Below are 26,983 nucleotides of genomic sequence, written 5' to 3' on the forward strand. Positions count from 1 at the left end.
CGGGTCTCGCCATTCGTGAATCTATTTCACAAACAATATGCCTTGATCAAGGCTGGTTCACAGGCAACGCGATCACGATCTTCCATGCTCCAACACGGAATCCGGGGCGCGGAACTGGAGCGTCCTTTCTGACAGATGGACCACCGCCATGCCTCTCGCTCTCTACGCTCTCACCGCCGGCGCCTTCGGCATCGGCGTCACCGAATTCGTCATCATGGGCCTGCTGCTCGACGTCAGCGCCGACCTAGGCGTCTCGATCTCGGCCGCCGGCCTGCTCATTTCCGGCTATGCGCTGGGTGTCGTCGTCGGCGCGCCGCTGCTCGGCGCCATCGCCGGCCGCCTGCCGCGCAAGACCTTGCTGCTCGCCCTGATGGTCGTTTTCACCGTCGGCAATCTCGCCTGTGCGCTCGCGCCCGACTACTGGACGCTGATGGCGGCGCGCGTACTCACCGCCTTCGCCCACGCCTCCTTCTTCGGCGTCGGCTCGGTCGTCGCCACCGGTCTGGTCGCGCCCAACAAGAAGGCGTCCGCCATCGCCTTGATGTTCACCGGCCTCACCGTCGCCAACATCCTCGGCGTGCCGTTCGGCACCTGGCTCGGCCAGGCCTATGGCTGGCGCTCTACCTTCTGGGCCGTCACCCTGGTCGGCGTCGTCGCCTTCGCCGTCATCGCGTTGCTGGTGCCGCGTGACGAACCTGCCGCCGAGGAAGAGGAAGCAGACGCCGAAAGCGCGCTTGCCGTGCTCGGTCGTGGACCGGTGCTGCTAGGCCTGCTGACCACGGTGCTGAGTTGGGTCGGCGTGTTTGCCGCCTTCACCTATCTGGCGCCGATCCTCACCCGCATCAGCGGCTTTTCCGAGCCTGCCGTATCGCCGATCCTGCTGGTCTTCGGCGGCGGGCTTGTCGCCGGCAACCTGCTGGGTGGCCGCCTCGCCGACCGGCATCTGGTGCCGACGGTCATCGGCACGCTGGTGGCGCTTTCGGCCGTGCTCTTCGTCATGACCGCCGCCATGCATCAGCCGGTCGCGGCCATCATCGCCGTCGGCCTGCTCGGCGCCGCCGCCTTCGCCACGGTTGCGCCGCTGCAGATATGGGTGCTGGAGAAGGCCAAGGGTGCCGGCCAGGGCCTGGCATCGTCCTTCAACATCGCCGCCTTCAATCTCGGCAATGCGATCGGCGCCTGGCTTGGCGGCTTCGTCATCGACCATGGTCCTGGCCTCGGCGCGGTCACGCTGGTTGCCGCGCTGGTGCCGCTCGCAGCCCTCGCCGTGGTGTTTGTGGCGCTGCGCCTGGAGCGGGGCCGCGCACTTGGCGCACCCGCGCCGGCCCGGTGCTGACCATCGCCGCTGGTTAGCGATCCCTTCCACAAATCAACAGGAGCATTAAATGGACTATCGATCTCTCGGCGCATCGGGCCTCAAGGTCCCGGCGCTTTCCTTCGGCGCGGGCACCTTCGGTGGGTCAGGACCGCTGTTCGGCGCCTGGGGCAACAGCGACGCGGCGGAAGCCCGCCGGCTGGTCGACATCTGCCTGGAAGCGGGCGTCAACCTCTTCGACACCGCGGATGTCTATTCGAACGGCGCATCGGAAGAGGTGCTTGGCGAGGCAATCAAGGGCCGCCGCGACGCGGTGCTGATCTCGACCAAGACCTCGCTGCCGATGGGTGACGGACCGGCGGACTGGGGTTCGTCCCGCTCCCGGCTGATCCGCTCCGTGGATCAGGCATTGAAGCGCCTCGGCACCGATTACATCGACCTCCTGCAGCTTCATGCCTTCGATGCCTCGACGCCGATCGAGGAGGTGTTGTCGACGCTCGACGACCTCGTGCGCGCCGGCAAGCTGCGCTATGTCGGCGTCTCCAATTTCTCGGGCTGGCAGGTGATGAAGTCGCTCGGCATTGCCGAGAAGCATGGCTATCCCCGCTATGTCGCGCATCAAGTCTATTATTCGCTCGTCGGCCGCGACTATGAGTGGGAGCTGATGCCTCTCGGCCTCGACCAGGGCGTCGGGGCGCTGGTGTGGAGCCCGCTCGGCTGGGGCCGCCTGACCGGCAAGATCCGCCGCGGCCAGCCCCTGCCGGAAAAGAGCCGGCTGCACGACACGGCAAGCTTCGGCCCGCCGGTGGAGGACGAGCATCTCTACCGGGTGATGGATGCGCTCGATGCGGTGGCTGAGGAAACCGGCAAGACCGTGCCTCAGATCGCCATCAACTGGCTGCTGCGGCGCCCGACCGTGTCGTCGGTGATCATCGGCGCCCGCAACGAGGAACAGTTGCGCCAGAATCTCGGCGCCGTCGGCTGGTCGCTGACGCCGGATCAGGTGAGGAAACTAGATGCCGCGAGCGAGGTCACCGCGCCCTATCCGTACTTCCCCTACCGGCGGCAGGAAGGCTTCGCCCGGCTGAGCCCGCCGGCGGTGTGAGCGGCCGCCAATCTCCCCCCTCGAGGGGGGAGATTATGCGCGACGCCCTAATGCAGCACGAACTCTCCATCCACCTTGCGCCACTCGTTCGGCGCGATCAGCTTCTGGTGGGTGTAGCAGACCGAATGCAGCGGCCCGTCGAGCTTGGCCTTCCAGAATTCGATGAACTTGATCAGCACCGGAAACTTCGGAGCGATGTCGTAGTCCTGCCAGATGAAGCTCTGCAGCAGGTGGGGATGGTCGGGGAAGTGATAAAGAATCTTGGCCGTGGTCAAGCCATAGCCCTTGAGCATCAGGTCCATTTCGAGATGGTCGCGCATAGCGGTCCCCTTGGCGGTCCCTTGGTTGATTCTCCTTTCCTCCCACGCCCGATTGTGCGCGCCGTTGATTAACCGTCTATTGATTTTTTCTTCACTGAGGCCGGGTTTAGCATGAGAAAACATGCGCTTAGCAGCGCGCCCATGCGAGTGCTGACAGCCTTGCGGACGTGACCTGCGGCATCCCGCCACGCGAATCCAACGTCTAATGTTGCCGTCGCGGCGGAACTGGTAATAATGCCGCCGAATTCGCGGCCGCTTCGCCGCGATCCCGCCTGCGTTTCAAGCCGGCGGATTGGTTCGGGAGGAAAGTCAGGAATGTCCGAGGTTCATGTCCATCGCGTTCAGCCGGCCTGGAAGAAAAACGCGCTGATCGACAACGACACCTATCTCAAATGGTATGCCGACAGCATCAAGAACCCGGACAAGTTCTGGGGCAAGCACGGCAAGCGCATCGACTGGTTCAAGCCCTTCACCAAGGTCAAGAACACCTCCTTCGACGGCAAGGTCTCGATCAAATGGTTCGAGGACGGCCTGACCAACGTCTCCTACAACTGCATCGACCGCCACCTGAAGAAGCGCGGCGACCAGACCGCCATCATCTGGGAAGGCGACAACCCCTACGACGACAAGAAGATCACCTATAACGAGCTCTACGAGCATGTCTGCCGGCTCGCCAATGTGATGAAGAAGCACGGCGTCAAGAAGGGCGACCGCGTCACCATCTACATGCCGATGATCCCGGAGGCCGCCTATGCTATGCTGGCCTGCACGCGCATCGGCGCCATCCATTCGATCGTCTTCGGCGGCTTCTCGCCCGACGCGCTGGCCGGCCGCATCGTCGACTGCGAATCGACCTTCGTCATCACCGCGGACGAGGGTCTGCGCGGCGGCAAACCGATCCCGCTGAAGGAAAACACCGACAAGGCGATCGACATCGCCGCCAAACATCATGTGATGGTCAAGAACGTCATCGTCGTGCGCCGCACGGGCGGCAAGATCGGCTGGGCTCCGGGGCGCGACGTCTGGTATCACGACGAGGTCGCGACCGTTAAGGCGGAGTGCAAGCCCGAGAAGATGAAGGCCGAGGACCCGCTGTTCATCCTCTACACTTCGGGTTCGACCGGCAAGCCGAAGGGCGTGCTGCACACCACGGCCGGCTATCTCGTCTACGCCTCGATGACGCACCAATATGTCTTCGACTATCATGACGGCGACATCTACTGGTGCACCGCCGATGTCGGCTGGGTGACCGGCCACAGCTACATCGTCTACGGGCCGCTCGCCAACGGCGCGACGACGCTGATGTTCGAAGGCGTGCCGAACTACCCCTCGCAGTCGCGTTTCTGGGAAGTCATCGACAAGCACAAGGTCAATATCTTCTACACCGCCCCGACCGCGCTGCGCGCGCTGATGGGCGCCGGCAACGACCCGGTGAAGAAGACCTCTCGCAAATCGCTGCGTGTGCTGGGCTCGGTCGGCGAGCCGATCAATCCGGAGGCCTGGGAGTGGTATTTCAACGTCGTCGGCAACGGCAAGGTACCGATCGTCGACACCTGGTGGCAGACCGAGACCGGCGGCATCCTGATCACGCCGCTGCCCGGCGCCACCGACCTCAAGGCCGGTTCGGCCACGCGGCCCTTCTTCGGCGTCAAGCCGCAACTGGTCGACGGCGAGGGCAAGGTGCTGGAAGGGGCCGCCGACGGCAATCTCTGCATCACCGATTCCTGGCCCGGTCAGATGCGCACCGTCTATGGCGACCATGACCGCTTCGTGCAGACCTATTTCTCGACCTACAAGGGCAAGTACTTCACCGGCGACGGCTGCCGCCGCGATGCCGACGGCTACTACTGGATCACCGGCCGCGTCGACGACGTCATCAACGTCTCCGGCCACCGCATGGGCACGGCGGAAGTCGAATCGGCGCTGGTCAGCCATGAGAAGGTCTCGGAAGCGGCCGTCGTCGGCTATCCCCACGACATCAAGGGCCAGGGCATCTACAGCTATGTCACCCTGATGAAGGGCGTGGAGCCGACGGAGGAGTTGCGCAAGGAACTCATCGCCCATGTCCGCAAGGAAATCGGCGCCATCGCCTCGCCCGACAAGATCCAGTTCGCGCCGGGCCTGCCGAAGACCCGATCGGGCAAGATCATGCGCCGCATCCTGCGCAAGATCGCCGAGGACGATTTCGGCGCGCTCGGCGACACCTCGACGCTCGCCGATCCGGCCGTTGTCGACGACCTCGTCGCCAACCGGCAGAACAAGAAGGGCTGATGTCTGGTCCGGTACTGGGTTCGGTCGCTGAGCTCTGGCGTTATCCGGCGAGTTCGCTCGCCGGCGAGCGCCGGGACGCCATCGAGGTCGGTTCGGAAGGCATCGAGGGCGACCGCATGTTCGGTCTTGTCGACGCCTCCGACAATGAGATCGCCCGGCCCGACCGCGAAGCGAAATGGCACAAGGTGCCGCGCATCCGCACCCGGCTGACTGATGGACACGACCTGGAGATCGCCATCCCCGGCGGCGACTGGCTGCGTGCGCCGGGCGCCGAATGCGACTCGGCCGTGTCGGCCTATCTCGGCTTTCCCGCCTCGATCCGGCCTTTCGGCCACGACAATGCGCCGCCGGCCTATGCCGGCCCGATGACGCAGGCGCGTTACGGCAAGGCGCCCGTCCATCTCCTGACTACGGCTTCGCTGGCGCGCCTGAAGGCATTGCATCCGGACGGTGCGGCCGACCACCGCCGCTTCCGCCCCAACATCGTCGTCGACATGGCTGAAGTCGAAGGCTCGTTTCCCGAAACCGAATGGATCGGCCGCAAGCTCGCCATCGGCGGATTGCTGTTGACGATTTCCGAGCCGTGCCGGCGCTGCGGCTTCACCATCATCGCGCAGGACGGTTTCGACCACGATCCCGCGATCCTGCGCAACCTGGTGCGCCACAACGCGCACAATATCGGCGTTTACTGCACCGTCGACCAGGCCGCGCGCGTCGAGATCGGCGCGCCGATGCGGTTCGTCTGACGGCGCTTCGCGCCGCCCAACCTGTAATACGCCTGACAGAAAACCGCGCCATACAGCCGGACGCGACGGCTGGTCGCCTTCCCTATCCAACAATTCCACGATCGGAGTGCCGATGACCTCCCTGCCCGTTCTTGGCGCCGCCATGACCCTGGACGATCTCGAAATCCATCGCGACTGGCTGTTCGAGAAACAGCGCGACCTGGAGCTGCAGGATTTCGCCGAGGCCGGTGTCCTCAATGGCGACTGGGCGCCGCTCGCCGCCCGCGCCAGAAAGCTTCTCGACGGCCATCAAGGACGGCTAGGAATCCATGGGCCTTTCTGGGGCTTCACCATTGCCTCGCAGGATCCCGATATCCGCGCTGTTGTCAGCAAGCGCCTGATGCAAGGACTTGAGGTCTGCGCCGCCATCGGCGCCACCCACATGGTCGTGCACAGCCCCTACACGACCTGGTCCTACAACAACCTCGACAACAATCCAGGTGAGCGCGAAAAGATCGTCGATTACTGCCACCTCACCTTGGGCGACGCAATCAAGCGGGCCGAGGATATCGGCTGCACCATGGTGCTGGAGAACATCGAGGACAAGGACCCGCATATCCGCGTGGCGCTGGCCGGGAGCTTCAACTCTCCTGCCATAGCCGTTTCGATAGACACCGGCCATGCCTATTACGCCCACGGCTCGACCGGTGCTCCGCCTGTCGATTACTACGTGCATGCCGCGGGCAACCGGCTGCGGCACGTCCACCTGCAGGACGCCGACGGTTACGCCGACCGGCACTGGAGCCTGGGTGAAGGCACCATTCAGTGGCGCTCGGTCTTCGCCGCGTTGGCGAAGCTCGACAGCAATCCGCGCCTTATCATCGAGATCAAGGACAAGTCGAAAATACCGGCCTCGGCGGCCTATATCGCCGCGCTCGGCCTGGCTGAGTAACGCACAGGCACGCCCACTCGCCATAGCCGCGCCTTCGCTTCGCCGACCTCGTCGGCGTCAATCGGGCCACCAGATTGCCACATCGATCGGATGAATGAGGTCGACCAGAAGGAAGCGAAGCCATGCGTCGATTGAACCTTGCCCTGGCGCTGGCGATCTTCTGGCCCGCGCCCCTGGCTGTCGCAGGCGAAACTGCCGCCGACCCAGGCAGGCGGGAATCGCCCACCGGGCTTCCGGCCAACGCGGTCGCGGACTATCAACTTGGCGGCGCCTATGAACCACCGGCCGGGGTAAACGTCGTTGTGCGCGACAGCAGCGCCGCGCCGGCTTCGGGGCTCTACAACATCTGCTATGTCAACGGTTTCCAGACCCAGCCGGCGACACAATGGCCTGCGGATCTGCTTGTTGCGGATCGAGCGGGACAGCCTCTCGCCGACGCCGACTGGCCAGACGAATACCTGCTGAACATATCTTCGCAGAAGCTTCGGCAGCGAATCCTGGGTCGTCTCGCTGAAACCATCTCCAAATGTGCGCGGGCCGGCTTCAACGCCGTCGAGTTCGACAATCTCGATTCCTACACGAGATCGAAAGGTGCCTTGAAGAAAGCGGACGCGCTGGCCTTCGCGCTGTTGCTGGTGCGCACGGCACACGCAAGCGGGCTCGCTGCCGGACAAAAGAACACGCCGCAGCTGACTGAAAAAGATCGGCAGGGGATCGGTTTCGACTTCGCGATCGCCGAGGAGTGTCACCGATACGACGAATGCACGGCCTACACCCGTTTCTACGGCAACAAGGTCATCGACATCGAGTACACCGACAATCTCCGGGGCTCGTTCTCGGATGTGTGTGCGGATCCCACAGTCCCCCGCAACACGATATTGCGCGACCGCAAACTCTCGCCGGCGACGCACCGGCAATATCACTACGAGCATTGTTGATGCGCCGGCAGGCGGTCTGGCGCTACCGGTACAAATCGGCCCGCGTCGGCGGCAGGCCGCTCGGCCCGCGCGCCCGCCTGGTGGCGACGGTCTGAAAGATCTGCGCCGAGCCGCGATCGAAGGTGATCGAGCAGCCGGTGAGATAAAGCAGCCAGAGCCGCGCCCGGGGCTCGCCCACCTCGGCGATCGCCTCGTCGAAGCGGGCATGCAGGCGTTCGGCCCACAGCCGGCAGGTGCGCGCATAGTGTTCGCGCAGGTTCTCGACGTCGGCCGCGAGAAAGCCATGCGCCTCGAGATTGCCTAACGTCATGCCGATCGTGTCGACCTCGCCGCCGGGGAAGATGTATTTGATCAGCGCCTTGTACTCCGCGCCCTTGCGCAGCGTCTTCCTCGTGCCGCCCTTGCCGCGCCTCGTGATGGCGTGGTGCAGATAGATGCCGCCGGGCTTGAGCAGGCGGTGCACGGTCGAGAAATAGGTGGCGTGGTTGGCGATGCCGACCGCCTCGAACATGCCGATCGACGAAATCTTGTCATAGGAGCCGTCAAGCTCGGTGTAGGACTTGATGTCGATGGTGATCCTGTCCTCCAGCCCCTCGGCGCGGATGCGCTCGCGCGCCAGCCGGGTCTGTTCTTCCGACAGCGAAACACCGTGCCCGACGGCGCCGTAATGTTTCGCGGCATGGATGAGCATGGCGCCCCAGCCGCAGCCTATGTCGAGCAGCCGGTCGCCCGGCTTCAGCCTCAGCTTGCGGCAGATATGGTCGAGCTTGTCTTTCTGCGCCTGGTCGATGCCGTTGGCGAAGTCGGTGAAATAGGCGCAGGTGTAGACCATGCGCTCGTCAAGGAAGAGCCGGTAGAATTCGTTCGAGATGTCGTAGTGATGCTCGATCGCCTTCTTGTTGGAACCGCTGACGAAGGGGTTTTGTCCCCCGAGATCGGCCCGTTTCGTCATCTGCCTACGAGAAAAGAGCACAGCGGGCAGGTCGCGCAGGATCGCCAGCTTCGGTAGCGACTTGAGACGCAGCTTGCCTTTCGACGGCAGTGCGTAGAGGTCGAATAGCGACCCGCCTTCGACGTCGATGGTCTTGGCGATCCACATTTCGACCAGGGTTGAGAAGTTCGGCCGGCGGGCCAGCTGCCAGACGATGTCCTGGTCGTTGATGGCCAGCACCGGGCCGGCCGTCGGGCCGATGCGTTCGCCGGTCCACAGCCGGACGGCAAAGCCCGGCTTCAGCGCTTCAACGACGGTCCGAACGATGCGTGCCGCCTTGTCGGCTGCATCCATGCCCACTCCTCACGGTCGATGACCCCGGCGATGATCTTGGCGGTTTGATCGGCTTGCCGCAACCCCTGCCTCGGCTGCCCCGGCGCACGTGCGGGTGTTTCAGCCAGAACACACTCCAACGGCTTTGGCACGCCTCGGCAGGTCGCCGTCGAAAAGGAGCACTTGCCAAAGCGCAGGAAAGACCCCACCTTGGGGTCGTGTTCAACGAACTGAAAGGAGGTGATCCGATGTCGAGTGATTTCGTTTTCCAGAACGTGGCCTCAGCGGATTGCACTTTCGGGAAGCAGACTTCCCGTTAAGGCGCGAGAAGCGCGGCGGGTAGCCCGAAGGGGTTACCGCCAGGAGCCGCGCCATGGACGGAAACACGGAAGGCCGCCGGCTTCGAAAGAAGCGGCGGCCTTTTCCTTTTGGGCCGGAACTTACTTCGTCAATGTCAGGCTTTCGATGTTCCGGGCGATTGTCTGGAAGGCCGTATCGAGTTCGGTGCCGTCGGCTGCCTGGTAGAAGTGCTTGACCGAACCGGTATCCGGGCTGGCGCAAGCCTGTAGCGTCGCGGCGGCATTGGCCTCGTCGAGCTTGAAGCCGATCGTGAAGATTTCTATGCCCTTGTCGCGCATGTTGGCGCACAGCTTGGTTGCCGCCGCGCGGGTCTGTTCCTTGCCGGCGTCGTTGTAAACCTGGTTGACGCCGGAAGCATCGAAGTACGACAGGTTGAATTCGCCGTCCGTCATCAGGATCGCGTATTTGCCGACTTTTTTCGGATCCATCTTGGCCGGCCGCTGCGAGGCATTCATTACAGTGCCCCAGTTTTCGGAGAGCATGTACCAAGCCCATTGAACGCCGATATGGCCGGCGGTTCCGCCCGACGCGACGAGGTCCCTGATGACGTTCTTGAGCGTCGTTGCGTCGGCCGTCAAAGGAACGAGCGTAGCGACAGGGCAAGCAGCAGTACGTGTGTTCGTTGCAAAACCGGACAGCAGATAGTCACGATTGACCATGCTGGAGTCAGGTCCTGCGTCCGAGTACTGATCGGCGCCCTTGCGCTCGGTGGCACAGTTATCCGGCCGCGTCGAGGCAGAAGCAAGCTGGGCGCTTGCATTGCCGGGCGCCTGCTTGCGGTCGCTGGCATTGGCCTCGACGTAAACACTGCTGGCCGCAAGCTGTCCGGCATTGACCGAATTGGCGTAAGGCACGATCGAAACGCGTACCCGCGGCTTGCTCGGATCCTGGCCGCCCAGGAAACTGTCGACGGCATTGGCCGCGGCAGCCTTGAGGTCCTTGATCTTCTGGCCGGCCATCGATCCGGTGACATCGAGCATCATCGCCACTTCGATGGTCCTGTCCGAGTAGAGCGATGTCGTCGACGCAGTGACGCGCCTCGTGTCGGTCATACCGAAGATCGGGAAGAACAGGGCGACATCGACATAGGCGTCCACCTGGACCGTTTTGGCAGTCTTGTCGACAATCAGCTTGTCCAGCACGATCTGGTCGGGCTGCAGGATGCCCGCCGTGCTGTTGGCGCCGAGAAAAGCCTGCACGGACTTGCTGGCATCGGCTTCCTTGATGGCGCCGGTGGTGATGTCGCGGGCCGTGGATGTCACGGCGGCGTCGACCACGCCCTGCAGGCTCGATCTGGCGTTGTAGAGTTGCGCGACATTGACCGAGAAGCCGGCGGCTAGCGCCAAGACCGAGGCAGCAAGGCCGAACAGGATTGCGAAATTTCCACCGCGATGTCCGGCGAACCCGCCGACCGCGTGAACAAGACCCCCGTAATTTCGCATCCAACAGCCTCCGCATGCCTCGGCCTCGTCGCCGCGATGAGGGCAATGCAGGATTCCAGCCGGATGCCGCCAGCAATCTGGATCATCGGATCAAGATGTTATTTTTGCTACATTTTTTCAGGTAAAGAAGGTGAACGATCGGTAAATGCCGCCACAATGCGATTCGGTCGTTTACGAAGCACTTACCAAGACATCGTGGCCTGTGGCACAGGACGCGGGAGACGTCCCGGGACGGCACATCGCGACCTGTGCCAGAGCGAAGCAGAATCACCTATCCGGCGTGCATTCCGGGGTCAGGCGGACGTTCCCAAGCCTCGGCGGGCCTAAGCCAGCATCCGGGCGCTGGCCGTCCGGTCGATGCCATGATGGGGCGGATTGAACAGCCTTCCTTGCTGCTCATAGGTCCAGACCTTGAACAGGCTGAGCCGGTGCGGCCCGAAGCTGTGCAGCAGGGGCACGTCAGTGGCGTCGCGGCCGCGCGCAATGACGACGCGGCCTATCCGGGGCGTGTTGTGGCGTGCGTCGAACGTGTACCATTTGCCGCCGAGGAACACTTCCATCCAGGCCGAGAAATCCATCGGCGCCGGATCGGCCGGCACGCCGATATCGCCGAGATAACCGTTCACATAGCGCGCCGGAATGTTCATGCAGCGGCAGAGCGTGATCGCCAGGTGGGCGAAGTCGCGGCAGACTCCGACCCGCTCCTCATGCGCCTGCGCCGCCGTGCGGGTGGAGCGTGCATAGCCGTATCCGAAGGACAGCCGGTTGTGGACATAATCGACGATCGCCTGCACCCGCGCCCAGCCGGACGGCAGGTGACCGAAAAGCTGCCAGGCAAGGCTGCTGAGATGATCGGTCTCGCAATAGCGGCTGCCCAGGAGATAGCCGAGCACCTCGTCCGGCAGTTCCGCCACCGGCACCTCGCGCGCCAAAGTGTTGACTTCGTCGGTCTCGCCGCTGTCTTCGACGACGGCATCGTAAAGGATGCGAAAGGTGCCTGCGGGCGCGGTGAAGCGGCGGCAGGCATTGCCGTGCAGGTCCTCATAGAGCCTGGTCGGCACCGAAGGCGAGGTCAGGACACGCGTCTGCCGCTTGATGTCGGCCTTTCTGTCCTTGTGAATCTCCAGCAGCGAAATAACCGGCGTGGCCTCGGTGCACTCAATGGCGATCTCGTAGCCGAGGCGGATCAGCATGGGCGTCGTCCCTTTGTTCGCATGATGGGGATTTCCGGGTTCAAACGTCGCAACATGACCACGGTTCCGCCGGATGGTCGTAAAAACACCCTTCGCGCCTTTCCATGTCGGCGGCTGGACGTTACGGTTGCGGCCTCCCTCGACACGCTCCCCGAATTTCAAGGAAAATCATGTTTGCAGGCAGAAAATTCGCCGCCTTCCTTTTCGACATGGACGGCACGCTCATCAATTCCATCGCCTCGGCGGAGCGGGTGTGGGGCGATTGGGCACGCCGCCATGGCCTGGACGTCGCCGCCTTCCTGCCGACCATCCACGGCGTGCGGGCGATCGAGACCATCACCAACCTTGCCCTTCCCGGCGTCGACCCCGCGCATGAGGCCGACCTGCTACTGAAGGCCGAGGCCGCCGATCTGGACGGCATCGTGCCGATCCCCGGCGCCGTGGCGTTTCTCAATGCGCTGCCGCCCGAGCGCTGGGCGATCGTTACCTCGGCGCCACGCTCGCTGGCGCTCGCGCGCATGAAGGTCGCCGGCATTCCCGTGCCCACGGTTCTCGTCGCGGCGGAAGACGTATCCCGCGGCAAGCCGGCGCCCGACTGTTTTCAGCTTGGGGCAAGACGCCTTGGCTTCGACGCCCGCGACTGCTTGGTGTTCGAGGATGCTCCGGCCGGCATCGCGGCGGCAGAGGCGGCGGACGCTTCGGTCATGGTCATCAACGCCACGCACCCGCATCCGGTGCCGACGCACCATGCCGCCATACCGGACTACGGCGCGGTCGGCATCACCGTCGACGATCGCGGCTGGCTGGCGATCGAGCCTCGGCGCAACGCCGCCTGAGCAGACCGGCCAGGGTGCGTTGAGATTCAGGTCAGGCCGAGCCGAAAATGGTGGCTTCCGAGACCGGAGCGGAACGTACTTTTCGTACGTGAGCTCAGTTCTACTGCGACGCAGTAGAACGGGGAAGCGCAGAAGGCTGCCGTTTGCAGGCCGGCCTCACCTGAATATCAACGCACCCTAGAAGTCGCTGGTCAGGCCCTTGACTTCCCAGTCGCCGTAGCGGCCGGGTTCCTTGCCGCCGCGGCCGCCAATTTCCTTCGGCAGCGCCGCTTCCTTCTCGCGATATTCGCCACGCCGTGCCTCGGCTTCGGCCAGGGCGCGGCGCGCGGCGGGGCTCAATTCCCTTGGCGGCGCGTCGTTCGCCGCACCGGTGGGCGTTTTACTGGTTTCGTCGTTCATGCGATATCTCGGGCGGATTGAAACGGCAGCAAGCCTTTCCCATCATATAGCGATGAGCTTGAGGGATCGACCCCTTTCACCACGAACGGACAGGAGCAGACGATGAACACCATCCGCACCGCCATGCTTCTTGCCGCGATGACGGCGCTGTTCATGGGCGTCGGCTTCCTGATCGGCGGCTCGGGCGGCATGATGATCGCGCTGGTGATCGCCGCCGGCACCAATCTGTTCAGCTACTGGAACGCCGACAAGATGGTGCTGTCGATGAATCGCGCCGTCGAGGTCGACGGGAAGAACGCCCCGGAATATTACGCCATCGTCCAGGCGCTGGCCAAGCAGGCCGGCCTGCCCATGCCCAGGACCTATCTGATCGACAGCCCGCAGCCGAACGCCTTCGCCACCGGCCGCAACCCGCAGAATGCGGCGGTCGCCGCCTCCACCGGCCTGCTGCAGCGGCTGACCCATGAGGAGGTTGCGGCCGTGATGGCGCACGAGCTTGCCCATGTTCAGCATCGCGATACGCTGACCATGACCATCGTCGCCACCTTTGCCGGCGCCATTTCCATGCTTGGCAATTTCGCCTTCTTCCTTGGCGGCAACCGCAACAACAACAGCCCTTTTGGATTCGTCGGCGTGCTGGCCGCGATGATCGTCGCGCCTTTCGCGGCCATGATCGTGCAGATGGCGGTCAGCCGCACCCGCGAATACGAGGCCGACCGGCGCGGCGCCGAAATCTGTGGACACCCGCTGTGGCTGGCCTCGGCGCTTGACAAGATCGCCCGCGGCGCCGAACGCATTCCCAACCCCGATGCCGAGCGCAATCCGGCGATGGCGCATCTCTTCATCATCAATCCGCTGCATGGCGAGCGCATGGACAACCTGTTCTCCACCCACCCCAGCACCGAGAACCGCATCGCCGCGCTGCAGGCGATGGCGCGCCAGATGGGTGGCGGCGGTTCGCAGGGCACACAATCCCGGGCGCCGGCACCGACCGAGACGGAAGAGCCGCAATCGGCCGGCCCCTGGGGTAAGCCCGCTGCGCCACAGCAGCCGGCAGAGCCGGCCGCGCCCAAATCCAACCCATGGGGCCGCAACCCCACCGGACCCAAAGGCCGGTGGTCGTGAACGTGACAGGCAAAGCCCCCCGACGCAAAGTCTCCAGCAATCAGGAACACAGGGACAGCGGCGAGTTCGTCGCCGGCCTTGCCGCCCGCAAGGCGGCGGCGCGCCTGCTTGCCGCCGTCATCGACGCCAGGACACCGCTCGACGGGCTGACAGACCACGAGAACGGTCACCCCCAGTACAAGTCACTCGACCTGCGCGATCGCGGCCTGGTGCGCGCAATCCTGGTCACGGCGCTGCGCTATCGCATGACCATATCGGGCCTGCTGGCGCGGCGCCTGGAAAAACCGCTGCCGCCCAACGCCACCGCGCTGTCGCACATGTTGCATGTGGCGGCCGCGCAGATCCTGTTCCTCGACATTCCCGACAGCGCCGCCGTCGACCTGGCGGTCACCCATGCCAAGTCCGATCCGCGCACCCAGCGCTTCTCCGGTCTGGTCAACGGCGTGCTGCGCACGCTGGCGCGCGCCAAGGACACCGAACTTCCCGAGGCCCTTGCCGCGACCGACGAAGCGCCCAAGTGGTTTTCGGACCGGCTGAAGGCCGCCTATGGTCCGGACAAGGCCAAGCTCATTCTCGAGGCCCATCGCGTTGAGGCGCCGGTCGATTTCTCGGTCAAGACCGATCCCGAATACTGGGCTGGAAAGCTCGGCGGCATCGTCCTGACAACCGGCACGGTACGGGTCGAGAAGCTTGCCAGTGCCGTCACCGAACTGCCGGGCTTCGCCGAAGGCGCCTGGTGGGTCCAGGACGCGGCGGCCAGCCTGCCGGCAAAACTGTTCGGTGATGTCAAAGGATTGCGCGTCGCCGATCTCTGTGCCGCGCCCGGCGGCAAGACCGCGCAGCTCATCCTGGCAGGCGCCAGGGTCACCGCCGTCGACACCTCGAAGAACCGTCTGGCGCGTCTGGCGCAGAACCTTGGTCGCCTCGGCCTGTCGGCCGATATCGTCCAGGCCGACCTGCTCAAATACGAGCCGGCCGAGCTCTTCGACGCAGTACTGCTCGACGCGCCCTGTTCATCGACCGGCACGGTGCGGCGGCATCCAGACGTGCCCTGGACCAAGACGACGGCCGATGTCGATAAGCTCGCCGACCTGCAGCACAGGCTGCTCGCCCGCGCCGTCACGTTGGTCAGGCCCGGCGGCCGGATCGTCTTTTCCAATTGTTCGCTCGACCCGCTCGAAGGCGAAGACCTGCATCGCGCCTTCCTGGCGCAGACAGCATTGGTCGCCGACGATCCGCTGCATCGGGGCGAGATTGCCGGCATCGATCCGTTCCTGACGCAGCAGGGAACGCTGCGCACCACGCCGGCCGATCTCGACCTCGGCGCGCCGGAGCGCTCGGGTCTGGACGGCTTCTTCGCCGCACGCATGCGCCGCGCCGGCTAATGATTTAACCATCTGGGTTTGCTGACTTTTTTAGGGAGGGTCCGGGTCAAAACCCGGTGAGCCGTAGCCGCTGCCAGGAATTCGCCTTCGCACGAGTCGTTCAATCATGTAGACTCGCACCGGGGTTAAGGACGATCAGGAGGGCTTTTGGCACTGGCTGCCAGCAACACGACGCGTCTGTGGACGCTGGTCGCGAGGGAGTTCTGGCGCAAGACGCGCCGGCGCCTGCGCGCCGGGCCGGTCTATCGCTGGCGCTATTCCGGCCGCACGCCTGAGCGCGTGCTGATCGCGCCGCCGGACCTGCGGCTCGCCGACCCCCAGATCGCACTCGAGATTTATTATGGCCGCTATCCCCTGTCGGGGCATCTTGTAGAGACCGGCGGCAAATCGCCCTTCCAGATCAATGTGCCCAACCATGGCTGGCTGAAGACACTGCATGGCTTTCGCTGGCTGCGCCACATGCGCGCCGCCGGCACCGAACTCGCCGCCGCCAATGCGCGCGCCCTGGTGTCCGACTGGATCGCCATGCATGGCAGCCATATTTCGGGCGTTGCCTGGGAGCCGGGGACGACGGCCAAGCGCATCATCGCCTGGCTGCAGCATTCCTCCGTCGTGCTGCAGGGCGCGGAGTTTCCCTTCTACCGCGCCTTCCTGAAATCGCTGGCCATCCAGATCCGCTACCTCAGGTCGATGGCGCGTGAAATGCCCGACGGCAAGGACCGGCTGCGGGCTCGCGTGGCGCTTGCCTTCGCGGCCCTTTCCCTGCCGGCCCCCGCCTCGGCGCTGCGCGGCGCCACCCGCAACCTTGCCGAGGAACTCAACCGCCAGATCCTTGCCGATGGCGGCCATATCTCACGCAATCCGATGACGGTTCTGGAGATCCTGGCCGACCTTCTGCCGCTGCGGCAGACCTACGCCAACCAAGCGGAGACGCCGCCGCAGGCGCTGATTGGCGCCATTGACCGGATGTTGCCGGCGCTGCGCTTCTTCCGCCATCAGGACGGCAGCCTCGCCCGCTTCAACGGCATGGGCGCCACCATCCACGACCGCATCGCCACCATCCTGCGTCATGACGACACCGCCGGGGCGCCGCTCCTGCATGCGCCGCACTCCGGCTATGAGCGCCTGTCGATGGGCGGCACCACCGTGATTGCCGATACCGGCCTGCCGCCGCCGGTCGACGTGTCCAACGCCGCGCATGCCGGCTGCCTGGCCTTCGAACTGTCGTCGGGCCGCCAGCACTATATCGTCAATGCCGGCATCGACACCTATGGCGCGGCCGAGTTCCGGCCGCTGGCGCGCGCCACCGCGGCCCACTCGACCGCCACCATCAACGACACCTCGTCGGCCCGCTTCACCCATTCGTTGCGGGTCAACGACCAGCTGGGCTCGCCCTTGATCGGCGGCCCGCAGCATGTGCAGTGCAAGCGCACCGACCAGAAGGGCGTTCACGGCTTCATCGCCCGCCATGACGGCTACCTCCAGCGTTTCGGCTTCCTGCATGAGCGCGAACTGAAACTCGCCTCGAACGGCAATGTGCTGACCGGCCGGGACCGGTTTCAGCGGCCGGGCAATGCCGCCATCCGCAACAATGGCCGCGACTTCATCACCGTGCGCTTCCATGTCCATCCAGACATCAATCTTCTGCAGGACGAACACGACCGGCTGGTGCTGGCCGCCGACCAGGCAGACACCTGGGTGTTCACATCAGACGAGGTGGTGCCCGAGGTCGAGGAATCGATCTATTTCGCCGGCCTTGGCGGTCCACGCCGCAGCCGGCAGATCGTGCTGGCCTTCAAGGCATCCGATATCAACGACGTCCACTGGCAGCTAACCCGCACCAGGATCGCCGGCTATCCGGAAAACAACTGAACGATAGACGGCATCGCGATTGGCCGGGATCACGCCGCTTTTGTCGAGAAGGCCTGCTTGGCGAGCTCCAGAGCGTAGCCTCTTACATCGGCCGGCCACGATTGGATAAGCTCCCGGAAGCGCGGCTCTCCGCCCGCGAACAAGGCCCGCGTCGCCTCCTCGAAACCGGGGAGGTCACCAGCAATTGCCGACATGAAGCGGTATGTCGCCTCGCGCGCCATCCGCATCCGGTCCTGACCGGTGGCCGAGCGCCGGGCCTCGTCCACAAGGCGCCGCAGCGCCTGCGAGGCTCCGCCTGGCTGCAACGCGAGCCATTCCCACTGCCTTGGCAGAAGCGTTACCTCGCGCGCGACCACGCCGAGCCGCGGCCTGCCGCGCCCTCGTGTGTCTGACGTAACGTTGCCAGGTGACGGTCCGCCTTCGCCTTCTTTCAGATCAGCCGATGCAACAAACCGCGCGGAAACATCGGCGGTCGAACCGCGCAAATCCAGATCGACCACCGCGCCGGTCTCGTCGTTGAAGACCAGCACCGGCTTTGTGCCGGCTGCCGCGGCCTTTGCCACGAGCGCGACATCGACCAGCGCTCCGCGAGTCAGGATGCAATCGTCGGCAAAGGCCGTATAGCGCCCGGCGCCCGGTGTGGTCATTGGCAAGCTCGCATGGGACCTCACTAGAGCAATTCCAGGAAAAGTGTGTAACGGTTTTCCGTCCGGAATTGCGTAGAAACAAAGAGTTAGAGCGGTTCGGCGATTCCATCAAACGCTGAACCGCTCTAGCCGTCCACCACCTTGGCGTCAATATTACCCGGGTAAAATTGACAAAGCCTGGTTATTCCTCTACTGGCGGCCGGGAAGAAAGGCTTGCAACGATGATCGACCGGAAAGAGGCAATCGCCGCCTACAGGAAACGCGAAGTGGTTTCGGGCATCTATGCCCTCCAGTGCAGGGCGACGGGACAGAGGTGGGTCGGCTACTCTCCGGATATGAGCACCGTACAGAACCGGCTGTGGTTCACCCTGCGCTTGGGGAACCACCCTTCGAAGGATCTGCAGGCCGCGTGGAACGGCAGTGGCGCCGATGGCCTTCTATTCGAGACGATCGAGCGGTTCGAGGCCGACGAGGCGCCTGCGGGAGCCGCGCTCCAGGCATGCCTGGCGCGATGGCGCGGCAAATTGAACGCATTGCCGGCCTGAGGCCTGGTTTGATTTCCACGGATCATGTGCTAGGGCGCGGGCATCCACCCACACCAGCCGTGAAAGGCCGCGCCCATGGCCATCGCCGCCAAGAACATTCCCGCACCGGACCTCGTGCCCGTGCGCCGCGCCCTGCTTTCGGTCTTCGACAAGACCGGACTGATCGATTTCGCCAGAGCGCTGGCCTCGGCGGGGGTCGAGCTGGTGTCGACTGGCGGCACGGCGAAAGCCATCGCCGAGGCCGGCATGGCCGTGCGCGATGTCTCCGAGCTCACCGACTTTCCCGAGATCATGGACGGGCGCGTCAAGACGCTGCATCCCTCCGTGCATGGTGCGCTGCTTGGCGTACGCGACGACCCTGAACACTCGGCGGCGATGCGCAAATACGGCATCGAGCCGATCGACCTGGTCGTCTGCAACCTCTACCCGTTCGAGGAAGTCCGCCGGTCCGGCGCCGATTATGCCGCGATCGTCGAGAACATCGACATTGGTGGCCCGGCGATGATCCGCGCCTCGGCCAAGAACCACGGCTACGTCGCTGTCGTCACCGACCCCGGCGACTACGCTTCCGTGCTCAATGCGCTGGAGATGAACATCGGCTCGCTGTCGCTGGATTTCCGCAAGAAGCTGGCAGCCAAGGCCTTTGCCCGCACCGCCAGCTATGACGCCGCGATATCAGGCTGGTTCGCCGAGGCGCTCGGGATCGAGCATCCGACCTGGGGTGCCTTCGGCGGCAAGCTGGCCGAAGTGATGCGCTACGGCGAGAACCCGCACCAGAGCGCCGGCTTCTACGTCAATGGCGACAAGCGGCCGGGCGTCGCCACCGCGCGACAACTGCAGGGCAAGCAGCTGTCCTACAACAACATCAACGACACCGACGCCGCCTTCGAACTGGCCGGCGAGTTCGATCCGGCACGCTCGGCGGCCGTGGCCATCATCAAGCACGCCAACCCCTGCGGCGTCGCCGAGGCTGCCTCATTGAAGGCCGCCTACGCCAAGGCGCTGGCCTGCGACCCGGTCTCGGCCTTTGGCGGCATCGTCGCCGTCAACCGCACGCTCGACGCCGAAGCGGCGGAAGAGATCGTGAAGACCTTCACCGAGGTGATCATCGCGCCCGATGCCACCGACGAGGCCGCGGCGATCGTTGCGGCGAAGAAGAATCTGCGCCTGCTGGTCACCGGCGGCCTGCCGGACCCGCGCGCGGCCGGCACCACCGTCAAATCCGTTTCCGGCGGCCTGCTCGTCCAGGGCCGTGACAACGCCGTGGTCGACGATCTCGAACTGAAGGTGGTGACGAAGCGCGCGCCGACGCCGGCCGAGATGGCCGATCTGAAATTCGCCTTCCGCGTCGCCAAGCACGTCAAGTCGAACGCCATCGTCTACGTCAAGGACGGCGCCACCGTCGGCATCGGCGCCGGCCAGATGAGCCGGGTCGATTCCTCGCGCATCGCCGCCCGCAAGGCGCTCGATGCGGCCGAGGCGGCTGGCATGGCCGAGCCACTCACCAAGGGGTCGGTCGTCGCCTCGGACGCCTTCTTCCCCTTCGCCGACGGCCTGCTGTCGGCCATCGAAGCCGGCGCCACCGCCGTCATCCAGCCCGGCGGCTCGATGCGCGACGACGATGTGATCGCCGCCGCCGACGCGCACGGCATCGCCATGGTGTTTACGGGCGTCAGGCATTTCAGGCATTGAGCGCCCTCTTCCTTCCCCCCTTGTGGGAGAAGGAAGAGGCGTTACTACTCAGCCGGCCGATCCGCCGGATAGGGCGTGCGAACCAAAATCGCCATCCCGATGCCGAGGAACAGGATGATGGCGGCCATGCCGAGCCGCGCAGAGCCGCTGAGCGCGGTGATGGTCGCCACCAGGAACGGCGCCAGGAAACTGGTCGCGCGTCCGGCGAGCGCGTAGATGCCGAAGTAACGGCCCGACTCCGCAGCCGTGACGCTGCGCGCCATGTAGGAACGTGATGACGCCTGCACCGGCCCGAAAGCCAGGCCGATGAGCAGGCCGTAGAGAATGTAGGCCTTCTCGGCCGCCGTGCCGAACAGGCCGCCCGAATCGGTTGTCGAGAGCTGGATGAGGCCGAGCAGCGTGAAGCCCGGCCCAGTCGAGATGATGCCGATGGTGGCGACCGAGAGCATGACCAGCGCGATCATCACCACCGCCTTGGAGCCTAGTGCGGTGTCGAGGCGCGCCGCGATCCAGCAGCCGAAGATGGCGACCACATTGAGGATGATGCCGAACATGCCGATCTCGGTGATCGACCAGTGGAACATCGCCGCCGCGAAGGTGCCGCCGAGCGCCAGCAGCGCATTGACGCCGTCCTGGTAGATCATGCGGGCGATGAGGAAGCGGAAGATGCCGCCGCGCTTGCGCACTTCGGCGAGCGTCGATTTCAGTTCCGACAGGCCCTCGCGCACCGCCGGTCCGATCGGGATGCCCTTGACGGCGTCCGGCGTGAAGAAGAACATCGGCAGGATGAACAGGAAATACCAGCCGGCGGCCAGCGGCCCGGTGGCGCGCGCGTCCTCGCCGAGCTTCGGGTCGAGGCCGAACAGCGGGGTGATGCCGATGATGGTCTTGCCGGTTTCCGGGGACCCCGCGAGGCAAGTGACGACGAAGATCAGCGCGATCATGCCGCCGAGATAGCCGAGGCCCCAGGCGGTGTTGGAGATGCGGCCGATCTCGCTCTTCGGCACCAGCCTCGGCATCATGGAATCGTTGAACACGGTGGAGAATTCCGCCGCCACCGAGGCCAGCGAGAACAGCGCCACGATGAAGAACAGGTTCGAACCGGGCGCGGCGAGCCACAGCAGCGCAAGGCTCACGATCTTGATTGCGGCGAAGAAGGCGATCCATGGCTTGCGTGGTCCGGTCTGGTCGGCGATCGAGCCGAGGATCGGCGACAGCACGGCAATGACCAGCCCGGCCGCCGCGATGCCGTAACCCCAGACGGCCTGCCCGGTGTTGGGGTCGCTTGCCATGCGCGAGACGAAATAGGGACCGAAGATGAAGGTGGTGACTACCGTGAAGAACGGCTGCGCCGCCCAGTCGAAGAACATCCAGCCCCAGATGCCGCGCCCGGACGCCCGCTGCACTGTCTCTACCGCCATGCTGATTCCCCCGGCATCTGCTCCGCCCGCGTCGGGCGCCATGTCTGCATGTTTCCGATGCTCATGCAAATGACATACGTCGCGCTGCCCCTCATTGTCCTGCCGGACATTTCTCCCCGTATGGTGACGGGGAGAAAGACGCTGTCCGGAAGGATTTCGCCAATTGTCGATGTCGCAGAATCGGCGCCGACCTTGCGGCCAGTTCCCTTTTCCCGTCACTATACGGGGAGAAGGTGGCGGCAGCCGGATGAGGGGCCGCGCCGACATCGCCAGACTGCCTACATCCCCGTCAGGTCGCTCATCAGCCCCGAGGCCACCGACAGCCGCGACACGGTGATGTCGCCGCCTTCGGTCAGCGCCTGCAGCCGCTCGCGGATGCGCGCCACCCGCTCGCCGCCGGCTTCCAGCCAGGCGGCCACCGGATCGGCCGCGCCGGCGTGGCCGGTGAGCGCGGCGACCGCGATGCCGCGCCGCGCCGCGCCGATCGTGTCGGTCGCCCGCGAGAGAGCGAGCTGGTCGTAATAGTCCGACGGCGTGATCGAGCGCGCGGCGTCCTCGACGCGAGGGATGCGGAAGGCATCGCTGACGGCGAAGAAGGCCCTCGCCGCGGCGACGATGTCGGCGCCAGCGGTGCGGGCCGTCAGCGCGATATCGGGGATCAGCTCCGCGACCTCGCTCATGGCCAGCTGCTCGGCCAGCTTTTCCGGGGCGCCGCCCTTGAACAGGCCGTGCCGCTTCTCCTCTATGCGCTCGCGCGAGAAGGCCGGCAGCAGCGACACCAGCTTGGGCTCCAGCGCCTTGCGCGCCGCCTGCAGTTCGCCGATGCGTTCGCTGAGCGGCGCGGTGCCGGCATCATTCTTCAGGTACCAGCCGCAGCTCATATAGATCAGCCGGCTGACCGCCTGGTAGAGATCGAGCTGCACCTGGCCGTCGATCTGGTTGTCGAGCGCGTCGATCTCCCGGTAGAGCGCCGGCAGGGCAAAGCCGTCCCGCACCACGGCGAAAGTGCGCACCACGTCGGCCGCGCTGCGGCCCGTCGATTCCTGCAGCCGGTTGACGAAGGACGGTCCGCCGCGATTGACGAGGTCGTTCGCCACGACACGGGCGATGATCTCGCGGCGCAGCCGGTGGCCATGGATTTCCGCAGCGTATTTCTTGGCCATCCGGTCCGGGAAATAGCCCATCAGGTCGCGGTCGAAATGCGCGTCGTCAGGCACGTCGCTGGCGACGATATCGGAAAACAGCACGATCTTGGCATAGGCGAGAAGCACGCCGAGCTCGGCCCGGGTCAGCGGTTCGCCGCGCGCCTCGCGCTCGGCAAGGGCCGCGGGCGATGGCAATGTTTCCACCGCCCGGTCGAGCAGGCCGCGCGCTTCGAGCGCCGCCATGAAGCGCGCCTGGTGCGCGATGTCGGCGAGGCCGCGCTTGCGCGCGATCGAAAGCGCCAGCGTCTGCTGGTAGTTGTTGGACAGCACCAGCGCGCCGACCTCGTCGGTCATCTCGGCCAGCAGCTTGTTGCGGGCCGGGCGCGTCAGCGATCCCTTGCGCATAGCCGAGGCCAGCGCGATCTTGATGTTGACCTCGACGTCGGAGCAATTGACGCCGCCCGAATTGTCGATGGCATCGGAATTGCAGCGACCGCCATTCATGCCGAACTCGATACGCGCCCTTTGCGTGACGCCGAGATTGGCGCCCTCGCCGATGACCTTGGCGCGCACGTCGAGCGCGGTGATGCGGATGGCGTCGTTGGCACGGTCGCCGACCTCGGCATTGGTTTCGCCGGATGCCCTCAGATACGTGCCGATGCCGCCGAACCAAAGCAGATCCACTGGCGCCTTGAGGATGGCGGTCATGATCTCGACCGGCGTGGCGGTCGTCTTGGTTAGGCCGATCGCCTCCGCGGCCGCCGCCGGCAAGGTGATCGATTTCTGGCTGCGCGAGACGATGACGCCGCCCTCCGACAGCTTCGACTTGTCATAGTCCTGCCAGCTCGAACGCGGCAGGGCGAACATGCGCTGCCGCTCGGCCAGCGAAGCCGCCATGTCCGGATTGGGATCGATGAAGATGTCGCGATGGTCGAAGGCGGCGATCAGCCTGGTTTGCGGCGACAGCAGCATGCCGTTGCCGAACACGTCGCCCGACATGTCGCCGACACCGACGACGGTGAAAGGCGAGGTCTGGATATCGCGGTTCATCTCGCGGAAATGCCGCTTCACCGCTTCCCAGGCGCCCTTGGCGGTGATGCCCATCTTCTTGTGGTCGTAGCCGGCGGAGCCGCCGCTGGCGAAAGCGTCGTCGAGCCAGAAATGGTGCTTCTCGGAAATGGCGTTTGCGGTGTCGGAGAAGGTTGCCGTACCCTTGTCGGCGGCGACGACGAAATAGGGATCGTCGGGGTCGCGGCGCACCACGCCGGCCGGCGGGATGACACCCTCCAGCCCGATATTGTCGGTGATCGACAGCAGGCTTGAGACGAAATTCTTGTAGGCCGACGTGCCCGCCTCGAAGATCGCGTCGCGGCTGCCGCCCGCCGGCAGGCGCTTGGGGAAGAAGCCGCCCTTGGCGCCGACCGGCACGATGACGGCGTTCTTGACCTGCTGCGCCTTGACCAGTCCCAGAACCTCCGTGCGGTAGTCCTGGGCACGATCCGACCAGCGCAGGCCGCCGCGCGCCACCGGGCCGAAACGCAGATGCAGGCCCTCGACCTCGGAACCATAGACGAAGATCTCTCGCCAGGGCCTTGGCGCCGGCAATCCTTCGACCGCGTGCGAGTCGAGCTTGATCGCCAGCGACTGGCCCTTCTCCTTCGTATCGGCAACGAAATGATTGGTGCGCAGCGAGGCTTCGATCAGGTTGAGATAGCGGCGGATGATGGTGTCGTCGTCGATGTTGGGCACGTCCTCCAGGGCATCCTTGATCTTGGCCTTGAGGTGCTTGGCCGCCACCGCGCCTTCAGTCTCGGCCGTCGGCCCAAGCCGGGCGATGAACAGCGCGTGCAGGCCACGTGCGATCTCGGGGTAGCGGTTGAGGACAGCAGCGATGAAATCCTGGCTCTGCGGAATGCCGACCTGCTGCAGATAGCGGCCATAGGCGCGGAGGATGGTGATTTCGCCCGACCACAGGCCGGCGGTCTGGGCAAGGCCGTTATAGCCGTCATTGTCGACATCGCCGCGCCAGACCGACAGGAAAGCGTCCTCGAACAGCGCGCCGCCATCGGCAAGGTCGATAGGCTTGCCGTAGCTGTTCTCCAGTTCCATGTCGTGGATGAAGACCAGGCCGAAGGTTTCGTCGCCAACCTCGAAAGTGCGCTCGCTGATGACGCGGAAGCCGATGTTTTCCAGTACGGGCACGCGCCGCGACAGGGCCACCGGGCTGCCATGGTGGTAGATCTTCAGCGCCGCCTGATGCGGCTTCTGCTCGGCATGACGATAGTAGTCGATGGCGATCGGGTTTTCGGCACTGATCCTGGCGATGCGCCCGGCATCGACCAGCGCCACGGCGGCGCTGAACGAATCCCGGTAGCTTTCAGGCAATCGCGCTGCGATCGCCTTCAACGCCTGGTCGCCGCCATCGGCATCCGCAGCGTCGGACAGGGCGTCCTCCCAGGTCCGCACGATGTCGCGGATCGCCGCCTCGATGGTGGCTTGCTCGACCTTGGGCGTCTTGCCGCCGGAACGGCCGATGATGAAATGGACGCGCGCCAGGCCGCCTTCCGGGAAGGCCGGATAATAGGCCGACAGCCGACCGTCGAAGACGGTTTTCAGGTAGCTGCCGATCTTCTCGCGCACGACGCTGTCGTAGCGGTCGCGCGGCACGAAGACGAGAATCGAGACGAAGCGGTCGAACTGGTCAGCGCGCACCAGCGCCCTGACCCTCGGCCGCTCGATCAGCCCAAGAATGGCGCTGGCGTGCTTGCGCAGGATCGGCACCGGCACCTGGAACAGCTCGTCGCGCGGATAGCTTTCCAGCACGTTGATCAGCGCCTTGCCGGAATGGTCGTGCCGGTCGAAGCCGGACTTGGCGATGATGGTTTCGGCCTTGGACCTCAGATAGGGGATTTTCATCACCGAGCGCGTGTAAGCGGTCGAGGTGAACAGGCCGACGATGCGCAGTTCGCCCGCGAGCGCGCCTTTCGCGGTGTAGGTCTTGACGCCGATATAGTCGAGATAGATGCGGCGATGCACCAGCGACTTGGCATTGGCCTTGGTGACGATCAGCGGTTCAGGCCCATGCAGGAAGGCGCGGATTTCAGGCGTCGTCGTCACCGCTTCCGTGCCGCGCCTCAGAACCAGCACATCGGGATCGGTCAGGATGCCGAGGCCGGGCTTTTCGGCCCGCTCCAGATTGCCGCTTTCCTCGCCGCCGGTGTATTTGAACTCGCGCATGCCGAGGAAGGTGAAATTGTCGTCACGCAGCCATTCGAGGAACGCGATCGCCTCGGCGACGCTCTTCTTGTCGAGCGGCACCGCCGAATAGCGGAATTCCGAGATCGCCTGATCGAGCCGGGCCAGCATCGGCCGCCAGTCCTTGACCGCGGCATGCACCTGACCGAGCATCTTGCGCAGCCGCTCGGTCAAGGCATCAGCCTGCTCCGCGGTCAGCCGGGGAATATGGACATGGATGACGCTCAGCCGGTCATGGCTGCCATCGTCCTTGGCGAAATTGCCGTCGCCGAGGATTTCCTCGACACCCTTCTTGCCGTGGCGGACGGTGATGACCGGATGCGTGACCAAGGTCGGCTCGCCTGCGGTTTCGGTGACCTCGCCCAGGATGGAATCGAACAGGAACGGCATGTTGTCGTTGACGACGGTGATGACCGTCACCGGCTTGCCTTCGCGAACGACACCCGAATCGGTCTCGACCGCGACTACGCAGGCGCCCTTCTTGTGGCCGGCGACCGCCTGGCCGGCGAGATCGGCGGCACGTTCGAGGTCGGCCACGTCATAGGCGGCGATGTCTTCCGCCGGCGCTCGGGCGAGCAGGTAATCGGCAAGCCTGGCCGGCCTTTCCTCCGTTTTCGCCGCCGCCGTTGCCTTCTTCTTGGACTTAGCTGCGGATTTCACGCTGGCCATGACGCTTCTTCCTCCCGTCGCATGCTTTTGTGACTATGGTAGCAGATGACCGCTGTTTGGCGACAAAGGTTTGACGGCTTGCCAAGAAATATCGGAATTCGGCACCG

The 26,983-nt window shown here is 64.8% G+C and carries 20 protein-coding genes; 12 read left to right on the top strand and 8 right to left on the bottom strand.

Features of this window, described 5'->3' with window-relative positions; genetic code table 11:
- Positions 1-148: 148 nt before the first annotated feature.
- Together J0I79_RS17645 and J0I79_RS17650 are read left to right on the top strand one after the other, a co-directional pair.
- Positions 149-1,336 carry an MFS transporter gene (locus tag J0I79_RS17645; protein ID WP_292861337.1) on the top strand — a complete coding sequence of 396 codons (1,188 nt, stop codon included), beginning with the start codon at positions 149-151 and terminating at the stop codon, positions 1,334-1,336.
- Between the two features lie 49 nt (positions 1,337-1,385).
- Positions 1,386-2,420, top strand: coding sequence for an aldo/keto reductase (locus J0I79_RS17650; protein WP_292861340.1), 1,035 nt, complete (start codon positions 1,386-1,388; stop codon positions 2,418-2,420).
- Positions 2,421-2,467: 47 nt separating this feature from the next.
- Here J0I79_RS17650 and J0I79_RS17655 read toward each other — a convergent pair whose 3' ends face one another.
- On the bottom strand, positions 2,468-2,740 hold the full coding sequence (locus J0I79_RS17655; RefSeq protein WP_292861343.1) for an usg protein: 273 nt from the start codon (positions 2,738-2,740) through the stop codon (positions 2,468-2,470).
- Between the two features lie 315 nt (positions 2,741-3,055).
- Here J0I79_RS17655 and acs point away from each other — a divergent pair, with 315 nt between their 5' ends.
- The 4 genes from acs to J0I79_RS17675 all read left to right on the top strand — a co-directional run bounded on the left by acs (position 3,056) and on the right by J0I79_RS17675 (position 7,626).
- Positions 3,056-5,011, top strand: a complete 1,956-nt coding sequence (gene acs, locus J0I79_RS17660) for an acetate--CoA ligase (RefSeq protein WP_292861345.1) — start codon at positions 3,056-3,058, stop codon at positions 5,009-5,011.
- Positions 5,011-5,757, top strand: a complete 747-nt coding sequence (locus J0I79_RS17665; protein ID WP_292861348.1) for an MOSC domain-containing protein — start codon at positions 5,011-5,013, stop codon at positions 5,755-5,757. The genes acs and J0I79_RS17665 overlap by 1 nt, the downstream gene beginning before the upstream one ends.
- A gap of 112 nt (positions 5,758-5,869) precedes the next feature.
- Entirely contained in the window at positions 5,870-6,688 is an 819-nt protein-coding gene (locus J0I79_RS17670) for a sugar phosphate isomerase/epimerase family protein (protein WP_292861351.1), read from the top strand.
- A gap of 131 nt (positions 6,689-6,819) precedes the next feature.
- The gene (locus tag J0I79_RS17675) at positions 6,820-7,626 is read left to right on the top strand and encodes an endo alpha-1,4 polygalactosaminidase (RefSeq protein WP_292861354.1); all 807 of its coding nucleotides are present in this window, start codon (positions 6,820-6,822) and stop codon (positions 7,624-7,626) included.
- Positions 7,627-7,648: 22 nt separating this feature from the next.
- Here J0I79_RS17675 and J0I79_RS17680 read toward each other — a convergent pair whose 3' ends face one another.
- The 3 genes from J0I79_RS17680 to J0I79_RS17690 all read right to left on the bottom strand — a co-directional run bounded on the left by J0I79_RS17680 (position 7,649) and on the right by J0I79_RS17690 (position 11,885).
- Positions 7,649-8,911 (bottom strand): cyclopropane-fatty-acyl-phospholipid synthase family protein, encoded by a 1,263-nt coding sequence (locus J0I79_RS17680; protein WP_292861357.1) that lies wholly within the window; start codon positions 8,909-8,911, stop codon positions 7,649-7,651.
- A 419-nt stretch (positions 8,912-9,330) separates the two neighbouring features.
- A complete protein-coding gene (locus tag J0I79_RS17685; protein ID WP_292861360.1) occupies positions 9,331-10,692 on the bottom strand; it encodes a pilus assembly protein in 1,362 nt (453 codons plus the stop codon).
- Positions 10,693-11,015: 323 nt separating this feature from the next.
- Positions 11,016-11,885 (bottom strand): transglutaminase family protein, encoded by an 870-nt coding sequence (locus J0I79_RS17690; RefSeq protein ID WP_292861363.1) that lies wholly within the window; start codon positions 11,883-11,885, stop codon positions 11,016-11,018.
- Positions 11,886-12,055: 170 nt separating this feature from the next.
- Between J0I79_RS17690 and J0I79_RS17695 the strand changes: the two genes are divergently transcribed.
- Positions 12,056-12,721 carry an HAD-IA family hydrolase gene (locus J0I79_RS17695; RefSeq protein WP_292861366.1) on the top strand — a complete coding sequence of 222 codons (666 nt, stop codon included), beginning with the start codon at positions 12,056-12,058 and terminating at the stop codon, positions 12,719-12,721.
- Positions 12,722-12,898: 177 nt separating this feature from the next.
- Here the strand turns inward: J0I79_RS17695 and J0I79_RS17700 are convergent, their stop codons facing one another.
- Positions 12,899-13,120, bottom strand: a complete 222-nt coding sequence (locus J0I79_RS17700; RefSeq protein ID WP_292861369.1) for a DUF1674 domain-containing protein — start codon at positions 13,118-13,120, stop codon at positions 12,899-12,901.
- Positions 13,121-13,222: 102 nt separating this feature from the next.
- Between J0I79_RS17700 and htpX the strand changes: the two genes are divergently transcribed.
- The 3 genes from htpX (at position 13,223) to J0I79_RS17715 (ending at position 17,502) form a co-directional block, all read left to right on the top strand.
- Positions 13,223-14,245 (top strand): zinc metalloprotease HtpX, encoded by a 1,023-nt coding sequence (htpX, locus tag J0I79_RS17705; RefSeq protein WP_292861372.1) that lies wholly within the window; start codon positions 13,223-13,225, stop codon positions 14,243-14,245.
- The gene (locus J0I79_RS17710; protein ID WP_292861376.1) at positions 14,242-15,630 is read left to right on the top strand and encodes an RsmB/NOP family class I SAM-dependent RNA methyltransferase; all 1,389 of its coding nucleotides are present in this window, start codon (positions 14,242-14,244) and stop codon (positions 15,628-15,630) included. The genes htpX and J0I79_RS17710 overlap by 4 nt, the downstream gene beginning before the upstream one ends.
- Before the next feature lie 147 nt (positions 15,631-15,777).
- Positions 15,778-17,502: a heparinase II/III family protein gene (locus J0I79_RS17715; protein WP_292861379.1), complete on the top strand. Its 1,725-nt coding sequence runs from the start codon at positions 15,778-15,780 to the stop codon at positions 17,500-17,502.
- A 29-nt stretch (positions 17,503-17,531) separates the two neighbouring features.
- Here J0I79_RS17715 and J0I79_RS17720 read toward each other — a convergent pair whose 3' ends face one another.
- On the bottom strand, positions 17,532-18,149 hold the full coding sequence (locus tag J0I79_RS17720) for a DUF2239 family protein (RefSeq protein WP_292861382.1): 618 nt from the start codon (positions 18,147-18,149) through the stop codon (positions 17,532-17,534).
- Between the two features lie 221 nt (positions 18,150-18,370).
- Here J0I79_RS17720 and J0I79_RS17725 point away from each other — a divergent pair, with 221 nt between their 5' ends.
- Both J0I79_RS17725 and purH read left to right on the top strand, forming a co-directional pair.
- A complete protein-coding gene (locus tag J0I79_RS17725) occupies positions 18,371-18,694 on the top strand; it encodes a GIY-YIG nuclease family protein (protein WP_292861385.1) in 324 nt (107 codons plus the stop codon).
- A 75-nt stretch (positions 18,695-18,769) separates the two neighbouring features.
- Positions 18,770-20,386, top strand: a complete 1,617-nt coding sequence (purH, locus tag J0I79_RS17730) for a bifunctional phosphoribosylaminoimidazolecarboxamide formyltransferase/IMP cyclohydrolase (protein ID WP_292861387.1) — start codon at positions 18,770-18,772, stop codon at positions 20,384-20,386.
- Positions 20,387-20,430: 44 nt separating this feature from the next.
- Here purH and J0I79_RS17735 read toward each other — a convergent pair whose 3' ends face one another.
- Both J0I79_RS17735 and J0I79_RS17740 read right to left on the bottom strand, forming a co-directional pair.
- Entirely contained in the window at positions 20,431-21,807 is a 1,377-nt protein-coding gene (locus tag J0I79_RS17735) for an MFS transporter (protein ID WP_292861390.1), read from the bottom strand.
- Positions 21,808-22,085: 278 nt separating this feature from the next.
- A complete protein-coding gene (locus J0I79_RS17740) occupies positions 22,086-26,876 on the bottom strand; it encodes an NAD-glutamate dehydrogenase (protein WP_292861393.1) in 4,791 nt (1,596 codons plus the stop codon).
- Positions 26,877-26,983 lie beyond the last annotated feature (107 nt).

This window comes from Mesorhizobium sp. (assembly GCF_017306585.1).
In the GTDB taxonomy this organism is placed as follows: Bacteria; Pseudomonadota; Alphaproteobacteria; order Rhizobiales; family Rhizobiaceae; genus Mesorhizobium.

What these genes read in the sequence shown, in the direction of transcription:
- J0I79_RS17655 (WP_292861343.1), bottom strand. Translation starts at nt 2,740, where the DNA reads ATGCGCGACCATCTCGAAATGGACCTGATGCTCAAGGGCTATGGCTTG.
- J0I79_RS17650 (WP_292861340.1), top strand. Translation starts at nt 1,386, where the DNA reads ATGGACTATCGATCTCTCGGCGCATCGGGCCTCAAGGTCCCGGCGCTT.
- J0I79_RS17740 (WP_292861393.1), bottom strand. Translation starts at nt 26,876, where the DNA reads ATGGCCAGCGTGAAATCCGCAGCTAAGTCCAAGAAGAAGGCAACGGCG.
- J0I79_RS17670 (WP_292861351.1), top strand. Translation starts at nt 5,870, where the DNA reads ATGACCTCCCTGCCCGTTCTTGGCGCCGCCATGACCCTGGACGATCTC.
- J0I79_RS17695 (WP_292861366.1), top strand. Translation starts at nt 12,056, where the DNA reads ATGTTTGCAGGCAGAAAATTCGCCGCCTTCCTTTTCGACATGGACGGC.
- J0I79_RS17735 (WP_292861390.1), bottom strand. Translation starts at nt 21,807, where the DNA reads ATGGCGGTAGAGACAGTGCAGCGGGCGTCCGGGCGCGGCATCTGGGGC.
- J0I79_RS17665 (WP_292861348.1), top strand. Translation starts at nt 5,011, where the DNA reads ATGTCTGGTCCGGTACTGGGTTCGGTCGCTGAGCTCTGGCGTTATCCG.
- J0I79_RS17720 (WP_292861382.1), bottom strand. Translation starts at nt 18,149, where the DNA reads ATGACCACACCGGGCGCCGGGCGCTATACGGCCTTTGCCGACGATTGC.
- J0I79_RS17680 (WP_292861357.1), bottom strand. Translation starts at nt 8,911, where the DNA reads ATGGATGCAGCCGACAAGGCGGCACGCATCGTTCGGACCGTCGTTGAA.
- htpX (WP_292861372.1), top strand. Translation starts at nt 13,223, where the DNA reads ATGAACACCATCCGCACCGCCATGCTTCTTGCCGCGATGACGGCGCTG.
- purH (WP_292861387.1), top strand. Translation starts at nt 18,770, where the DNA reads ATGGCCATCGCCGCCAAGAACATTCCCGCACCGGACCTCGTGCCCGTG.
- acs (WP_292861345.1), top strand. Translation starts at nt 3,056, where the DNA reads ATGTCCGAGGTTCATGTCCATCGCGTTCAGCCGGCCTGGAAGAAAAAC.
- J0I79_RS17725 (WP_292861385.1), top strand. Translation starts at nt 18,371, where the DNA reads ATGATCGACCGGAAAGAGGCAATCGCCGCCTACAGGAAACGCGAAGTG.
- J0I79_RS17645 (WP_292861337.1), top strand. Translation starts at nt 149, where the DNA reads ATGCCTCTCGCTCTCTACGCTCTCACCGCCGGCGCCTTCGGCATCGGC.
- J0I79_RS17690 (WP_292861363.1), bottom strand. Translation starts at nt 11,885, where the DNA reads ATGCTGATCCGCCTCGGCTACGAGATCGCCATTGAGTGCACCGAGGCC.
- J0I79_RS17685 (WP_292861360.1), bottom strand. Translation starts at nt 10,692, where the DNA reads ATGCGAAATTACGGGGGTCTTGTTCACGCGGTCGGCGGGTTCGCCGGA.
- J0I79_RS17700 (WP_292861369.1), bottom strand. Translation starts at nt 13,120, where the DNA reads ATGAACGACGAAACCAGTAAAACGCCCACCGGTGCGGCGAACGACGCG.